9 protein-coding genes are annotated in these 15,475 nt (G+C 67.9%); 6 read left to right on the top strand and 3 right to left on the bottom strand.

All coding sequences use genetic code 11. The features are described from left to right. Window positions 1-260 precede the first annotated feature (260 nt). Window positions 261-605 carry a hypothetical protein gene (locus Sri02f_RS21775; protein WP_109003208.1) on the top strand — a complete coding sequence of 115 codons (345 nt, stop codon included), beginning with the start codon at window positions 261-263 and terminating at the stop codon, window positions 603-605. A gap of 34 nt (window positions 606-639) precedes the next feature. Here the strand turns inward: Sri02f_RS21775 and Sri02f_RS21770 are convergent, their stop codons facing one another. Beyond that, window positions 640-4,806 carry a beta-sandwich domain-containing protein gene (locus Sri02f_RS21770; RefSeq protein ID WP_109002984.1) on the bottom strand — a complete coding sequence of 1,389 codons (4,167 nt, stop codon included), beginning with the start codon at window positions 4,804-4,806 and terminating at the stop codon, window positions 640-642. A 439-nt stretch (window positions 4,807-5,245) separates the two neighbouring features. Between Sri02f_RS21770 and Sri02f_RS43660 the strand changes: the two genes are divergently transcribed. From Sri02f_RS43660 to Sri02f_RS21755, 4 genes are all read left to right on the top strand, one after another. Continuing rightward, on the top strand, window positions 5,246-12,007 hold the full coding sequence (locus tag Sri02f_RS43660; RefSeq protein WP_281261896.1) for an RHS repeat-associated core domain-containing protein: 6,762 nt from the start codon (window positions 5,246-5,248) through the stop codon (window positions 12,005-12,007). A 78-nt stretch (window positions 12,008-12,085) separates the two neighbouring features. Next, entirely contained in the window at window positions 12,086-12,730 is a 645-nt protein-coding gene (locus Sri02f_RS41315) for a hypothetical protein (protein WP_159106762.1), read from the top strand. A gap of 120 nt (window positions 12,731-12,850) precedes the next feature. Next, window positions 12,851-13,057, top strand: coding sequence for a hypothetical protein (locus Sri02f_RS42075; protein WP_174855682.1), 207 nt, complete (start codon window positions 12,851-12,853; stop codon window positions 13,055-13,057). Between the two features lie 324 nt (window positions 13,058-13,381). Continuing rightward, on the top strand, window positions 13,382-13,822 hold the full coding sequence (locus Sri02f_RS21755) for a winged helix-turn-helix domain-containing protein (RefSeq protein ID WP_245970717.1): 441 nt from the start codon (window positions 13,382-13,384) through the stop codon (window positions 13,820-13,822). 430 nt (window positions 13,823-14,252) lie between these two features. Here Sri02f_RS21755 and Sri02f_RS21750 read toward each other — a convergent pair whose 3' ends face one another. Beyond that, complete coding sequence (locus tag Sri02f_RS21750; protein WP_109002982.1) at window positions 14,253-14,663, bottom strand: type II toxin-antitoxin system VapC family toxin; 411 nt, start codon at window positions 14,661-14,663, stop codon at window positions 14,253-14,255. Then, the gene (locus Sri02f_RS21745; protein WP_109002981.1) at window positions 14,660-14,881 is read right to left on the bottom strand and encodes a hypothetical protein; all 222 of its coding nucleotides are present in this window, start codon (window positions 14,879-14,881) and stop codon (window positions 14,660-14,662) included. Before Sri02f_RS21745 ends, Sri02f_RS21750 begins: the two co-directional genes overlap by 4 nt. 386 nt (window positions 14,882-15,267) lie before the next feature. Between Sri02f_RS21745 and Sri02f_RS41310 the strand changes: the two genes are divergently transcribed. Continuing rightward, complete coding sequence (locus Sri02f_RS41310) at window positions 15,268-15,474, top strand: hypothetical protein (protein ID WP_159106761.1); 207 nt, start codon at window positions 15,268-15,270, stop codon at window positions 15,472-15,474. The last annotated feature ends 1 nt before the right edge of the window (window position 15,475 follow it).

The raw sequence follows: 15,475 nt of genomic DNA, 5'->3' as shown, positions 1-15,475 counted from the left end.
CCCTCGCTCTTCCCAGTGTGACCCGCAGGACGACCGACCAGACCGACCACCCCGACCGCCCCCACCACCCCGACCACCCCGACCGGCCCGAGCGGCCCCACCACCCCGACCGGCCCGACCGGCCCCACCACCCCGACCGGCCCGAGCGGCCCGAGCGGCCCGACCGCCCCGACCGGACCGCCGGACCCCACCGCCCCGACCGGGCCGACGTCGTCAACCGGACCGAGCGGCCCGCCCGCCCCTCCGCCGCCGCCAGGCCCGTGCGGTGGGCGGCCGAGGCGGTGGCCGCCGTCCCCGAGGGCATGCGACCGCGGCTCGACCACTCGGCGCAGAGCCTGTGGCGCGTCGACCGGCTGATCGAGGACCTGCGACGCGAGGGCACGCCCTACGCGGCCGTGGAGGGCCTTCTGCGCGGACTCGGGGCGTACGCCGGCGAGGTGATCGTCCGCCGGACCGGCGCCGAGTGGTGGTCCTCCGGAGGCGACCACTGGGTCCGCACTCCCGACGGCCGCCTCTGGGAACCCCTCGACGAGGCCCGCCGCTGCCACGCCGGCCACGGCTCCCTGCGCCTGCTGTGCCGGGACGCGATGGGCCGGGGGCTGTGACGGGTGGCCGGGGGCGGGGGGAGTGTGAGCCCGCCTACGTGTCCGGCCCCAGCGTGGTGATGTCGAAGGTGTCGGCGAGCGCCCGGTAGCCGTCGACCGTGAGGTTGACATGATCGCCCGTGTCGAAGTCGGCGGGCGCAGGGTCGCCGTTCAGTTTCAGGGCCGGGGGGTCGGTGGTGCTCGCCGGGTCCGGGACGGCGACCGCGGCCTCCGTGTCCACGACGCTCACCGTGGGTGTGACGAAGTTGGGCTGGTCGGTGATCCAGGTGTTGACGTCGAGCCGGTTCCGGTCCACGGCGGCCGTGCAGGGGGCGTATCCGTTGCACGGGGTGAGGGTGGTGAAAACGACCTTGATTCCCCATCCCCTCAGCTGGTCGAGCAGCACCGTGTAGGAGGCGTCCAGGTTCGTGTCGTCGGCACCGGACACGACGTCGGCCAGCCCCTCGTCCACGACGACGCTAGTGACGTCCGGCAGCGCGAGCACGTCCCGGTCGAGCCGGGTGAGCGCCGCCGGGCCGCCTCGCGCCTGTTCCGTCGTCAGGCGGTTGTTCTCGATGCCGGAGGCGACGACGCCGTAGTCGGGAACGCTCTGTGCGTTGCCGCGGAGCGCGGCCGCCAGGGCGTCGGCGAGGCGCGGCGCCGTCAGAACGGGCGTGGTGGCATCGGCGAAGGGATCGACCAGGTTGTCGCCGAGCACCGCCACCGTGGGGCGGGCGTCGCCGGTGACGACGTCGATGCCGGTGAGGATGTCGGTGAAGTACCCCGAGTTGACGCCGCTTCCGCTGAAGGCGGTGTCCGCGGTGTCCGCGGTGTGGTCGCCGGAGCCGACGGCGCTGACCCACATGGTGGCCGCCCCCGCCCAGCTGTGCTGAACGAGATACGGCACGTCGTTCACCAGGTGCAGGCTGACCATGAGGCGCTTGCCGGGCGTTGCCGGGTAGCTCACTGGATCGCTGTAGATCTCGCCGCCGACCGGAATCGTCACGGACCTGCTGCCACCGTTGAACGTCAGGTCGGAGGGCGTCGCCGTCGGTGCCGCGTCGAAGGACTGGGTGGCGAGGGTGGTGTGGTCGATGGTCAGAGGGGTCCGGCCGAGGGCGTTCGACAGGCGGACGCGCACGCTGGATCCGGCCACGCTCGGATCGGCGCTGATCCGGAATGTCTGGTCCTTGTAGTCGGTGCCCTCATAGTTGAACGCACCTTCGTTGGGGGCGCTCCACGCGCCGGTCCACTTCGTGCCGTTCGGCGCCGCGGAGGTGTCGCGGACGGCCATGCCGAAGAGGTGCAGACCGGGCACATACTGACGGGCGCTGTCGCTCAGGTCGGGCAGTGTCACCGAACTGATCTGAGCTCCGGGCTTCAGCGGGACGGCGAAGGCGTAGACGTTCGTGCTGCGGGCCTCCTGGGCGCCGGTGGTGTGGTTGCGGTGGGGCAGGGTGACGGCTGCCAGGGCGTTGGAGCCGTAGACCCAGTCGGGGACGGTCAGGTGATAGGGCTGCGTTGTGCTTCCGTCGGCATAGGCGACAGAGCCGTAGGGGCCGCCGGCCCGGCAGTCCTCGTACTGACCGTTGCCCAGGGTGCACTCGGTGCCGCTGACGGACGTCCCGTCGGGTACGGCGGGACTGGAGTAGTCGTCGTCGGCGCGCTGGGAACCGATCATGCCGTACGTGGAGAAGCCCAGGAAGACAAGGGCTCGGCCGCTCGTTCCGGTCATCTGGATCGTCTGGTGGGCTGCCATCACGTTGTCGCCGGCGGTCGAGCCGAAGTTCGGCAGGGTGAACGCGGCTCCGTCCACGGTGACCCTGCCGCCTGGCTGCCAGCCGACCGCCTTGAGGTCCTGCAGTGACATGGTCGCGCCCGTCCCGTCGGCGTCGCCGGCGGAGGGCCTGGTGTCGTCGGTGACAGCCGTGTTGTCGAAGGCCGCCTGGAGGCTCGAGTAGGTCTTGCCGGCGTGACCGAGCGCCGTGAACTGGTACTGCTGCTGTGTGGAGACGTTCCCCGCGGAGTCGACCGCGTACACGTAGAGGGTGTGCGTGCCCGGAGCGGTGGGTGTGAGGATGACGGTCGCCGCGTTGCCGGAGGCCGTGGCCGTCTCGGAGCTCGGGGTGTTGGAGGTCGGCGGGGTGATGTCCAGGGCGTACAGGAACTTGGTTGCGCTGTCGGTGGAGAGGGTGAACTGCCCCGGGGTGCCCGCGGCCGTCTTCCCGTCGGCGTCCTCGGGGTAGAGGCCGCCGACGCTGCTGACGGCCGGTGCAGCTGGGGCGCTGAGGTCGACGGTGAAGTGGCAGGTGGAGGAGGTCGCGCTGCTGTCCTTGCCGTCGCTGGAGGTGACGTTCCAGCTCACGACGTTGCCGGTTCTCAGGCCGCTCATGAAGCTGGACGACAGCTGCTTGGGCGCGTTCGAACCGCTGGCGACGGTGGCGCTCGTCGTCGTGGCGGCCGTGCCGCTGCCCACCCAGTACTTGTAGGTCGCCGCGAGCGCGTCTTTGTCGTCGTCGCTGATCACTGCATTGAGCGTGGGCGGGGTGGTGACCAGGGTCTTGCCGATGACCGGGTACGGCGTCGTCGTACCGCATCCCACCGAGTGGGTACCGAATTTGGCGGCCAGGGTGCCTGGCGGCTTGGGCACGTGGTTGTACTCGATGGACATCGACGGGTTGTTGGCGAACCTCTTGAAGTAGTTACCGTCGCTGTTGCTCTCCTGGCTGTTGACCAGGGCGAAGGTCCAACTGGAGTTCTTCGCCGCCGCCTTCTTGGCGATCGTGGAGGTCACCGAGAAGCCGCCCGAGGGCTCGCTGCTGCACGCGGGGCCGAAGCTCTTCGACGCCAGATAGGTGGCGAGCGCGGGCCGGTTGTTCCAGGTTGTGCCGGAACCGAAGGAACCCGCCAGATACAGCTTGATGTCGGAGGACAGGCTGCAACTGGCGGAATAGTTCTCCTTCACATTGACTGTGGCGGCGACGATGTGGGCGCCCCAGACGCCGGAGGGGATGGCGAGCTGGAAGTAGGAGCGCTCGTCGCCGATGCAGCCTGACCAGCTGTTGTACCCGACGCCGGGGTCGCCGTACTGGGTGGAGTCGTAGTTCTTCGCCGAGGGACAGCCCTGCTGGGTCTCGATGTAGTGCTGCTTTCCGCCGCTGGCGTTGTGAGGGTTCCAGGTCGGGTCGATGTAGACCGGGTACCGGGTGGCGGAGTTGGTGAGCAGACTCTGGTCGGGAGTGAGGGACAGGGTGGAGCCGGTCACGTCGTCGGCGACCCGGGCGACCTGAGCCCCACGGCCTGGACTCGCAGAACCGGAGCCCGCGGCAGCCGACTCCGTCCCGGCAGTCTCCGCGCTCCTGCTCAGGAGCCGGCTACTGGTGCCGTCGGTGGAGGAGTCCCACATCAGCGGCTGAGGCGCGCTGAACAGCACTTGGCCGCCGGGGGTCGCAGCCTGGAGGTTGTCATGGCCGTCGTCCGAGACGGTGACGCCCTCGGTATGAGTGGTCAGCTTGAGCTTGGCCAGGGAGGAGGCGGCGGCTGCAGCCGAGGTCTTCACAACGATGACCTCGGAGAAGCCGCCGATCGTGTTCGCGGTCAGCCGCAGGTCGACGTCCTTGAGCACGTCGGGATAGATGATCGTGGCGCCGGACACGGTCGGGGTGGGCAGCTTCTGCGGCCAGGAGAAGGCCAGTCGGGTTTCGCCGCTGGTCATCGAGACCAGGGGCTGGTCGCCCCCGCCGGAGAAGGTCAGAGGCTCGGCCGCCGCCTTGGGGCTGTAGCCACCGTCGGAGTTCTGCTGGAGAGTGGCGTCGACGGGGACCCAGGTGCCGCCTTTGAGGACTCGCTGGGGCAACAGGCTGGTGGTCCAGGTGACCGTGCCTGTCGGGTTGGCCTGGACGGTCGCGGTCTCCGTCGTCAGAGCGTCGACGGTGATCGGGCCGCCTGTGGCTCCGGCCTTGGTCTGCGCCGCGGCGAGTGCGGCCTGTTGTTCCTTCGTCAGGCCGGAGTCGTCCGCAGGGCGGGCGGTGCCCAGGGGCGCCGTCGACGGGCTGCTCGGGAGCGGCGGTGCGGGTTTCGTGCCTGACGGAGTACCGACGCCCGCTGGTGCCTCGTCGGCCGTGGCCGGTGTTGCCGTGAGTCCGGCAAGGGACGCCGGCAGCAGAAGTGCCAGCGCGACTGCGGTCGTCCGGAATCTCGAACGTATTCGCCGCTCATGCATCCTGTTCCCCCCAGAGAAAAGACATTCCGAAGGGGAGTGGTAGCAGCTTCTGCCGGGCCGACGGCTCGGCCATGACGGTCACGAATCGGATTTTGCGAGACCTTGGATTTTTTTGACGTGTCCATGGAAGATCTTTGGGTGCGTGTGGGCGGTGTCACCTGCAACGACTGTTAGGTTCCCCATGCCTTCACTAGGGACGGGGAATGCAGTGGGTGAATTGGCAATGCTTGGGCGGGGTGTCCAGAAATTCGTCCGGCGGAGATCCTCCGCACTCAGGGGACTGGTTTTCCTTCTTTTTCTGGCACTGCTCATTCCGCTTTCCGGCGCCAATCCGGCACTGGCTTCCGTTACGACGGCCAGCGATCACCTTGTTCAGCCGCAAATGGAGCGGTCTGTACCGGTGAGTGCGGTGAGAAGCCGTTCCCTCACCCGCCCGCACATGCCCTCCTGGAACGCCAAGGACGCCAAGGACGCGTGGCCCGAGGCGGGCGAGGCCGAGACCGCCCTCGCCACTGCACCGGCACGGGCCGGCGCGCTGCCCGTGTCCGTCGCCGTCGCGCCGAAGGCCACGCACCGTGCCCCCGCCGGAACCAGGCTGCACATTTCGCTGCCGGGCCAGTCGGCCGCGCAGCGCCTCGGGCTGCACGGAGTGGTCCTCACCGTGCGGCCCGAGGGTGGCACAGCCGGCGGCAGTGCCCAAGTCGGATTGGAATACGCGGCGTTCAAGGAGGCGTACGGCGGCGACTGGGCCTCACGCCTGCACCTCGTGCAACTGCCCGCCTGCGCCCTGACCACTCCGGATGCTGCCCGCTGCCGTACCCAGACACCACTGCCCTCGGCCAACGACACCCGGAACCAGAAGGTCACCGCGACCGTTCAGGTGCCCCGCACCTCAACCACAACGGCAGCTGGCGTCTCACCCATGGTCGTGGCGGCAGTGGCCGGTGCGTCGGGCGGCGGAGGCAGCTACGCCGCCACCTCACTCGCTCCGTCCGGACAGTGGACGGCCGGCGGATCCAGCGGTGCCTTCACTTACTCGTACCCCGTCTCTGTGCCGGACGTCCCGGGCAGCCTGGTGCCGAGCGTGTCCTTGGACTACGGCTCGCAGAACGTGGACGGGCGCACCTCCTCCACCAATGCCCAGTCCTCGTGGATCGGTGACGGCTGGGACTACGCGCCCGGCTTCGTCGAGCGCAGCTATGCGTCCTGCGCCGACGACACGGCGAACGGCACGCCGAAGACGTCTGACGAGTGCTGGTCCGATGACGCCGACGCGCTCACCCTGTCGCTGAACGGTGCGTCCAACACGCTCGTCCACGACGGCGCCTCCAACACCTGGCGACCGCAGGGCGACAACGGCGAGAAGATCGAGATCAAGACCGACACGGTCAACGGCGACAACGACAACGAGTACTTCGTCGTGACCACCGCCGACGGCACCAAGTACTACTTCGGTCTGAATCGCCTGCCCGGCTGGACCTCCGGCAATGCGAGCACCAACTCGGTGTACACAGCGCCCGTGTACGGCAACGACGCGAACGAACCGTGCCACGCCTCGACGTTCGCCGCCTCCTGGTGCCAGCAGGGCTACCGATGGAACCTCGACTACGTCGTGGACCCGCACGGCAACGCCCTCAGCTACTGGTACACGCCCGAGATGGACTACTACGGCCGGAACAACACGACCACCCCGACCGCGTACACACGCGGCGGCTACCTCTCCAAGATCCAGTACGGGCAGCTCGCGGGGAAGGTCTACGACTCCGCGTCCCCAGCCGCCGCCCAGGTATTCTTCGACACCGCAGAGCGCTGCCTGCCGGACGCGAGCTTCGACTGCACGCCCGCCAAGATGACCTCCGCCAACGCCTCGCACTGGCCGGATGTCCCCGTCGACCAAGTCTGCGCGTCCTCCGGCACCTGCGACAACCACGGCCCGGCCTTCTTCACCACCAGACGTCTTTCCGGCATCCGCTCCCAGGTCCTGGTGGGCACCGCCTACCAGGACGTGGATGCGTGGTCGCTCGCGCACGCCTTCCCCTCCACGGGGGACACCACCACTCCTTCCTTGTGGCTGTCGTCCATCACGCGTACGGGCAAGGACGGCGGCAGCCTCGCCCTGCCCCCGGTGAAGTTCGACGGCCAGGCCCTGGCCAACCGGGTCGACGGCCTGGACGGCTACCAGCCGATCACCCGATACCGGCTGACGAAGATCACCACTGAGTCCGGCAGCCTCGTCACCGTCAACTACACAGGGCCTCAATGTCACCGCGCGGGCACTCAAGTGCTGCCATCCAGCCCAGACGGCAACGCCTACCGCTGTTACCCGCAGTACTGGACCCCGCCCGGCCAGACCTCGCCGCAACTGGACTGGTTCAACAAGTTCGTCGTCAACTCCGTCACCACACAGGACCCCACCGCCGGCGGCCTGCCCATCGAGACGGACTACAAGTACCTCGGCGATCCGGCCTGGCACTTCAACGACGACCCGCTCACCCAGGCCAAGTACCGCACCTGGAACCAGTGGCGCGGCTACGGCCGGGTCGAGACCCGCACCGGCACCTCGCCCGCGAAGATCACCCTGGCCCGGCAGACTTTCTTCCGCGGCATGGACGGCGACAAGACCTCTTCCGGCACCCGCAGCGTCACCCTCGATGACAGCGCCGGAGACGACGCGCAGAAGGACTCCGACTGGCTGGCTGGACAGACCCTGGAGAGCGAGTCCTACGACGGGGACGGCGGCGCACGTCTCTCGGACGTCGTCACCGACCCATGGAGCTCTGCGGCGACAGCCACCCAGACACGCACGAAGTCGGGCCTGGATCCCCTTGTCGCCCGCCGCGCCAACGTCAGGCGTTCCCGCACCCTCACCACCAAGGCGGACGGCACCCCGCTGACCACCGAGATCGACTACGCCCTCGACGCCTCCGGCCTGCCCCAGTCCGTGGACGACCTGGGCGACGTCTCCACCCCGAACGACGACAAATGCACCCGCACCTGGTACTCCCAGGATGCCTCAGGCAACGCGCTGCCGGTGCCGCGCCGGGTGCAGGCGGTCTCCGTCAAGTGCGCAACCACCCCGGACCTCACAAAGAACCTCATCAGCGACGACCTGACGTTCTTCGACAATTCCACCGACAACACCGCCACGCCGACCAAGGGCGACGTGACGATGGTGCAAAAGGCCGACAAGGTGAACGCCGACGGCACCGTGCACTACGTCACGGCCCTGAAGAACACCTACGACACCTACGGCCGCGAACTCACCGAGACCGACGCGGACGGCCGTGTCACGACCACCGTCTACACCCCCACCGCCGGCGCGTCCCCGACCTCCGTGGCCGTCACCCAGCCGAAGGTCACCGGCCAGACGGCGGGCTTCACGACGACCACCACGCTCGACCCGGCCCGTGGCCTTGACCTGAAGACCACGGACGCGGCCGCCTACTCGACCACCAGCACCTACGACCCCCTGGGCCGTGTGACCGCCGTCTGGAACCCCGGCTTCTCCACCGCCAACAACCCCAACACGAAGTTCGCCTACAACCTCTCGCCGACGGCCCCGTCGACCGTCACTACGCTGACCCTCCAGGACAACAACGCCTACCGCGCGTCCATTGCGCTCTACGACGCGATGCTGCGCCCCCGTGAGACCCAGACGGCCACCGTGGACGGCGGTCGGGTCATCACCGACACCGTCTACGACTCGCACGGCTGGGCTGTGAGCAGCTCGCAGCCGTACTACAACTCCGGTGCGCCGTCCGGCACCCTGGTCGCCGCCGCCGACACCCAGACGCCCTCACAGACAGGCACCGTCTACGACGGAGCGGGCCGTGCCACCGCGTCGATCGCCTACCACTTCGCAACCGAGACCTGGCGCACCACCACCGCCTATCCCGGCTCCGACCGCGTCGACGTCACCCCGCCCGCCGGCTCCACGCCCACCACCGCCTACACCGACGCACGCGGCCAGACCGTCAAACTGCTGCGCTACCACGGAAACACCCCGACCGGCACCGCCGATACGGTCACGTACACCTATGACGCGAACGGCAATCAGACCGGCCAGGACGACGGTCAGGGCCACACCTGGAGCAGCCACTACGATCTCCTCGGTCGCCGCGACGCCCAGACCGACCCGGACACCGGCTCCTCGTCCTCGACGTACGACAACGCCGGCCAGCTACTGACCAGCACGGACGCCCGCGGCAAGACCATCTCTTACGACTACGACGAGATGGGCCGCAAGAGGGCCGAGTACGACGTCACCGGCGGAGTCGCCGCCTCGACCACGAACGAGCTGGCCGCCTGGACGTACGACACCCTCAAGAAGGGCAAGCCCACCTCGTCGACCCGCTACGTGGGCGGCACCGGCGGAAGCGCGTACACGCAGAAGGTCGCCGGCTACGACAGCCACGGGTGGCCGCAGGCCACCCAGACGGTGATCCCGGCAGCCGAGGGAGCGCTGGCCGGCACCTATACCCACCAGAACGCGTACAACCTCACGGGCACACTGAGGAACTACACCGACGCCTCGCCCGCCACGGTGAAACTGCCGCAGGAGACCGTCTCCTACACCTACGACGCCTTCGGCCGCCCGATCGGCGTGGGCGGCGACACCAACGGCTGGGCCTACGTAAGCGGCCTGATCTACACCGAGTTCGACGAGCCGACGCAGTTCACCTACGGCACGTCAGGCAACTTCACCCAGCAGACGCTGAGCTACGACGATCAGACTCACCGCTTGACCGGCTCCACCACGGTCAGTCAGTCCGGTGCCTCGATCGCAGACAAGACCACCTACGCCTACCAGCCGTCCGGGAACGTCACGAAGATCACCGACAAGCTGGAGACCGGCAGCACGGACACCCAGTGCTTCGACTATGACTGGGCACAGCGTCTGAAGGCGGCCTGGACCGCGACGGACGACTGCGCGGTCAAGCCGGTGCCAGGGGGGTCGTCCACGGTGGGCGGTCCCTCGGCCTACTGGCAGAGCTGGAGCTACGACGCCACCGGCGCCCGCTCCCTCCAGGTCGACCACGATCCCTCGGGAGACACCTCCCACGACGCCACCTCGACGTACATCCCCTTCACGACAGGCAACGGTCCCGCGCACGCCGTCTCCCAGGTCACCAAGGTCACCACCGGAGACCCGGCCGCCGACACCGCCAACTCGTACACCTACGACGCGGACGGCAACGTCCACACCCGCACCACCCGGGCCGGCACCGACACCCTCACCTACGACGACGAGGGCGACCTCTCCGAGCTGTCCTCGACCGGGACGAGCGGCGACACGACGTACCTCTACGACGCCGACGGCACCCTGTTGCTGCGCCGCAGCCCTGACGCCCGCACCCTCTACACCGGCGATGAGGAGATCACCGTCAAGAAGGGCGCCGCGAGCGCCGACGGCGTGCGATACATCTCCATCGCCGGCGAGACGGTGGCGACGCACTCCTCCGACGGCAAGTTCACCTACCTCATCCCTGACCGCCAGGGCACCGGCACACTGGCCATCGACTCCCAGACCCAAGCGGTCACCCGCCGCCAGTACAAGCCCTTCGGTGAGTCCCGCGACCAGTCGGGCGCCTGGATCGGGCAGCGAGGTTTCGTCGGCGGCACCCAGGACGACAACACGGGCCTGACCAACCTCGGGGCCCGCGAGTACGACCCCTCCGTCGGCCGGTTCCTCAGCCCCGACCCGATCCTGGACCCCGGCGCCCCGCAGTCCTGGAACGCCTACGACTATGCCGACGACACCCCTGTCACCACCTCCGACCCCTCCGGCGGCTGCGCCGACATCGACTGCCCGACCCGCAATTGTCCTTACTGCATCAACTACACACCGGGCGACTCGGTCGGCACCAAGGCGTCGATCAACGACCACCCCGGGTCGGGCAGCACCCCCAACAACACCAAGTCCTACGCCAAGCGCTACCAGGCCGACGTCAGTAACAGCACGGCCCACGCGGAGGCGGAGGAACGCGCTCTGCAACGGCAGAAGGCCACGGCTGACGCGGCGGCGGCAGCGGCGAAGAAACAGGCCTCCGGCTTCAAGCACCAGCTGCTCAGTCTCGTCGCGGACGTCATAGGCCTGACCGACGCCTACAACTGCTTCACCAAGGGCGACGTCATGGGCTGTGTGAACACCGCCCTGAACGCCGTCCCCTGGGGCAAGGTCTTCAAGGCCATCAAGGTTGGCGTCGAGGCCTTCAAGGTCTGGCGCGCCCTCGACCGGGCCTACACGGCGGTCAAGGACGCGGAGGAGGCCGCAAAGGTGGCCGAGGACGCGGTGAAAGCGGAACACGCGATCGTGGAGGCGGGGCGGGCGGAAGATGCCGGATCAGAGGCCGCGAGCTGTGTGACGCACAGCTTCGTCCCGGCCACAGCGGTCCGCCTGGCCGACGGTTCATCGAAACCGATCAGCAAGGTGAAGGCCGGCGACACGGTCCTGGCCACGGACCCGCAGACCGGGGTGACGGCCCCCGAACAGGTCAAGAACGTCATCGTCACCACGACCGACAAGGACTTCACCACCCTCACCCTGGACACGGCACCGGTGCGCGGGCCACCGAGCGCAACCGGGCAACACAAGGCGGCTCCCGCCACCCTCACGACGACCTGGCACCACCCGTTCTGGGACAACGCCCGCCACCGGTGGACCGACGCCCACGACCTGACCGCCGGCACGAAACTCCGCCGGGCGGACGGCACGACGGTCACGGTGACGGGGATCCGCAACTATCACCGACGCGGCGCCACCTACGACCTCACGGTCGGAACGGTGCATACGTACTATGTACTCGCCGGAACCACGCCGGTACTCGTCCACAACTGCGACGAGGCGTCCGACGAACTACTCGATATTGCTGACGCGAATATCGGCAAGACCAATACGGCCAGCGAAATCACTTCGGCGGACGGGAAGGTTGGGTACGGGGTCAGCGGGGCGCGAGCGCCTTCCGCGCTAACGCCCCAGGTGCGCACCGCAGCAGAAGCCACAGGGCACCACATGGGGTGCTCTGAAATTGGGGCACTGTGCGAATTGGAGCTGCAGGGTGCGGATCTAGCAGGAACCAAGGCGACGACCGTCAAGGTCATGGGAGGAAGCCAAGAGTACGGGCCCGAAGCGCATGGCGAGCTCTATCCAAAGTGTCCTTCGTGCAGAGCACTCTTCGATTTCCTTGACGGAAAGAAGTGAATTGAGCAAGTGGTAGATAGATTGACGCCCAAGGCTCGCAATTTCCTGGATGTCTGGGGGAGGAGGATCTTGCGACCCGTGCCCGTAATTTCATTCGACGCTCCCGACTGTGTGCGAGATGCCCTGCTCTCCCAGGAGCAGGAATTCGGGGGGATTTCGTTTCCCGTGCAGGGGGGCGAGTTGCAGGGCTGGATTCGGCTCGGTGTCAAGTCTGGGAAGCCTTGGCGGACAAGTGCTGACGAATGGATTTTCAACTTCGCGGAGCCGCAGTTCGTACAATGTGGACTTGTTTGCAGGGCGGACGGATACTTCGGAGTGTCATGGTCGGGGGAATTCCTACCGTGGCACGCCGATGTGTGCCGCCTAATCGAATCAAGCGCCATTTGGATCGATCTCATCGGATGGCGAAGGTCGACCCTGTGTGACGGTATTCCGCGCGATGTGCTAAATGTTCTGGGCGATCTCAACGGACTCTCCGAAGTGGAGTTTGCTTCATCGCGAGAGACATCCTGGTGGCTGGGGGATGATATCGCGGTCTACATTGAGCCGCATCTCACTTATTTGCCGAATGGCTCTTTTCGTATCCATGTGATGACGTCCGATGCGGAAGTCGATCAGCGGGTGAAGCGGGCACTTGAAGCGGCAGGGAAGGTGGGGATCGATCTTCTGGTGAGGTCACAAGAGGGCCTTGTCGCAGCTCCCGAAGAATGCCCCTTCAGCTGACGGACGGATGTCATTCGAACCAGTGAATAGGGCCCCGGGCGGAAGTCCTTACACCCGGGGCCCTGTGGTGCTTGACGGCAGTGCTGACGGCAACGGCGGTGGACGAAAGAGCCCCGGACCGTGGTGACGGTGCGGGGCTCCGGGCTGCTCGGTTTGCTGGGGTTAGCGGGCAGACGCTGCGGTGAGGGGTGGGTCGTCAGGGTCGTCGCCGTCGGCCAGGGACTGACCGAGGGCTTCGATGGCCTGGTGCTGGAGGCGGAGTCGGACGTGGGCGTAGACCTCGGCGGTGACGGCGATGTGGGCGTGGCCGAGGAGTTCCTTAGTTGAAGCTGTGCGGGCATGCGGGACGGGGCCTTTCGGCGGGAGCGCGGAAGCGGTAGGGCGCGGGGTGACGTGGGCAGGCCGAAGTGATCGGCTCACAGAGGAACAGGCGCCTCGAAGTTGGGCGCTGGGCCAGACCAGAGGAGGTTTGGTCGGCGGGGCGCGGTGGTGATCACCGGCGGGTGCGTGACGTTAGCATCACCTCACTGGCGCATTCAAGTGCATCCCTCCTGATTCCTTTCTTGTGGGTGGTGGGACGCGGGTAGTGTGGGGCCGGTTTCCCGGTTTGGACGGGCCAGATTTCGCTGGTAGAGGGCGTGGAAAGCGGGGGTGACCGGCGTGGTGGTGGCGAGGCGCGGGCGCAGGCCGGCGGGCAGCGGGGTGCCGCTGACGTTCGAGGTGATCGCCGCGGCCGTGCGCGAGCGCATCCAGTCGGGCAGGATTCAGCCGGGGGATCCGCTGCCGACGCAGTCCTCGTTGATGCGGGAGTTCGGGGCGTCGAGCCTGACTGTGCAGAAGGCCATGGCCCTGTTGAAGCAGGAGGGGTGGGCGGTCTCCCGTCCCGGCAAGGGAGCCTTCGTCGCCCACCACGATCACGCCGCCGACAACGCTGATGACCTCGACGGCCCGGAGACGACCGCCCCCGTCGGCGGGACGACGGCCCGCGTCCAGGCGCTGGAACGGGCGCTGGCCGAGGCCGTTCAGCAGATTGCCGACCTCCGCGCCCGCGTCGAGGCCCTGGAGTCGGGCGGCGGCGAGCGGGGCCGCTGACCCGCCGTGCCGGGACGCTGGGCAGGGCGGCGCGTTCAGATTTTCTCTACGAGGTTCAAGGCGGCCCCTGCCCGCCGGGGCTGGCCGCCGTCGCCGACGCGCCCGCCGTTCAATCGGGAAGCCGGTTACGCCGCAGGTGGCGAGCGGCCCACCGCAGTCGGGGGTGATCCGGGGCTGCCGGAGCGGCAATGGGCCTGATCGCCGGGCTGACCGTAACTGGGCTCCTGGCGGAGCAAGTTGTCGCCTACGAACGTCCTACGGCCGGATTGCAGGCAGGGGCCGACCAGGGGGCCGACCCTTCAGGTGCGTCGCGCTGGGCTTACCGGGGGCGGCGGCTGGTCCCGCTCGGCAGGGGGAGCACTGCACAGGACACCGGTCCTAGATCCCACCGTCCCCACGCGCGACCGGGCACGTCAGCGTGGCAGCCTGGCTACGGCAGGAGAGTGAAGGAGCGGGGCGTCTTGGGACGCACGACGCTGAAGTGACGGCGGTCCAAGGTCGCGATGGCATCCGCGCCGAGCCGCTCGGCGACGGCGAAAACGGACGCGTCGACCGCGCCGAGGGGAAAGTCGGCGTACTTCTCGACCAGTTCGACCATGCGGTCGATGTCTGCGGCGGCCAGGGGGATCAGGCTGACCTGCCCGAGGCTCACCGAGCGCAGGAACGCGGCCTCCGCACGGGTGCCGTGCTCGCGTTCCAGCAGGTAGCAGACCTCGGTGAGGACCGGGTAGGGCACCAGCAGCGGGCGCGGTGTGCGGCGCATCAGCTCGACACAGCGGGCGTGGTCCTGATCGTCGGCGTCCGCGGCGGCGACCAGCGCCCCGGTGTCCCAGACGATCATTCGGCGTCGCGTCCCAGCTCGGCGCGCAAGATCTCGCTGGAGCGGGCGGCCAGGTCCCCCTTACCGCTGGACAGTGCGCCGACGAAGTCGGGCAGCGGCCACTTCTCCCCGCCGTCCTCGGCCGGGGTGCTCTCCCGCACGATGGCGAGTATCGGCGCGACCTGCGACTCCGGCAGTCGGTCGATCAGCTCGTGCAGCTCTTCCCGCAAGGTGCTCATGAGGCCAGGATAGGGACAAACGCCCAGGCGCGGGAGCTGTCGGAGCAGGTCGGCCCCACCGAATCCCGTGGTCTAGACCCCTTACGGCAGTAGTGACGGCAACAACCACGAATAACCCCGGCTGAACCCGCACCTCAGCGGACCGCCGAATACCGCTTGACCTGCGAAAACGCAGGTAGGGAGGGGTCGCTTAGCACACGTACTATGTACTCGCTGGTGCCACGCCGGTCTTGGTCCGTAACTGTGGAGGATATTTCGACGGCCATGACCCCTCGTGTACATGCGAGGGGCAGCCGGGCAATGATGTAACACTGAAGCCCACCCCCGCCCCGGTGCACGCTCCCCCAAGTGCAAGTTCTGCGTTCGCGTCGCCTGCCCTTCAGCGTTTGAGCCAGCGTGGAGTTTCGCCGGAGGAGGCTGAGAAAGTCCTCGGAAACCAGCCGTTTTCCTATCTTCACGACGATCAATGGAAGACTGGCTACTACGATTCTGGCTCAAGGGTTTTCATCGCCAAGGCGATTGACGGAAACGTCAATGCCGTGATGACGAACGTGGACAGGGCTTATATCAACCGCCTCACGGGAGGGCGTTGAC

This window comes from Streptomyces rishiriensis (assembly GCF_003112535.1).
GTDB lineage: Bacteria > Actinomycetota > Actinomycetes > Streptomycetales > Streptomycetaceae > Streptomyces > Streptomyces rishiriensis.
This window is presented reverse-complemented; position numbering and strand designations above follow the sequence as displayed.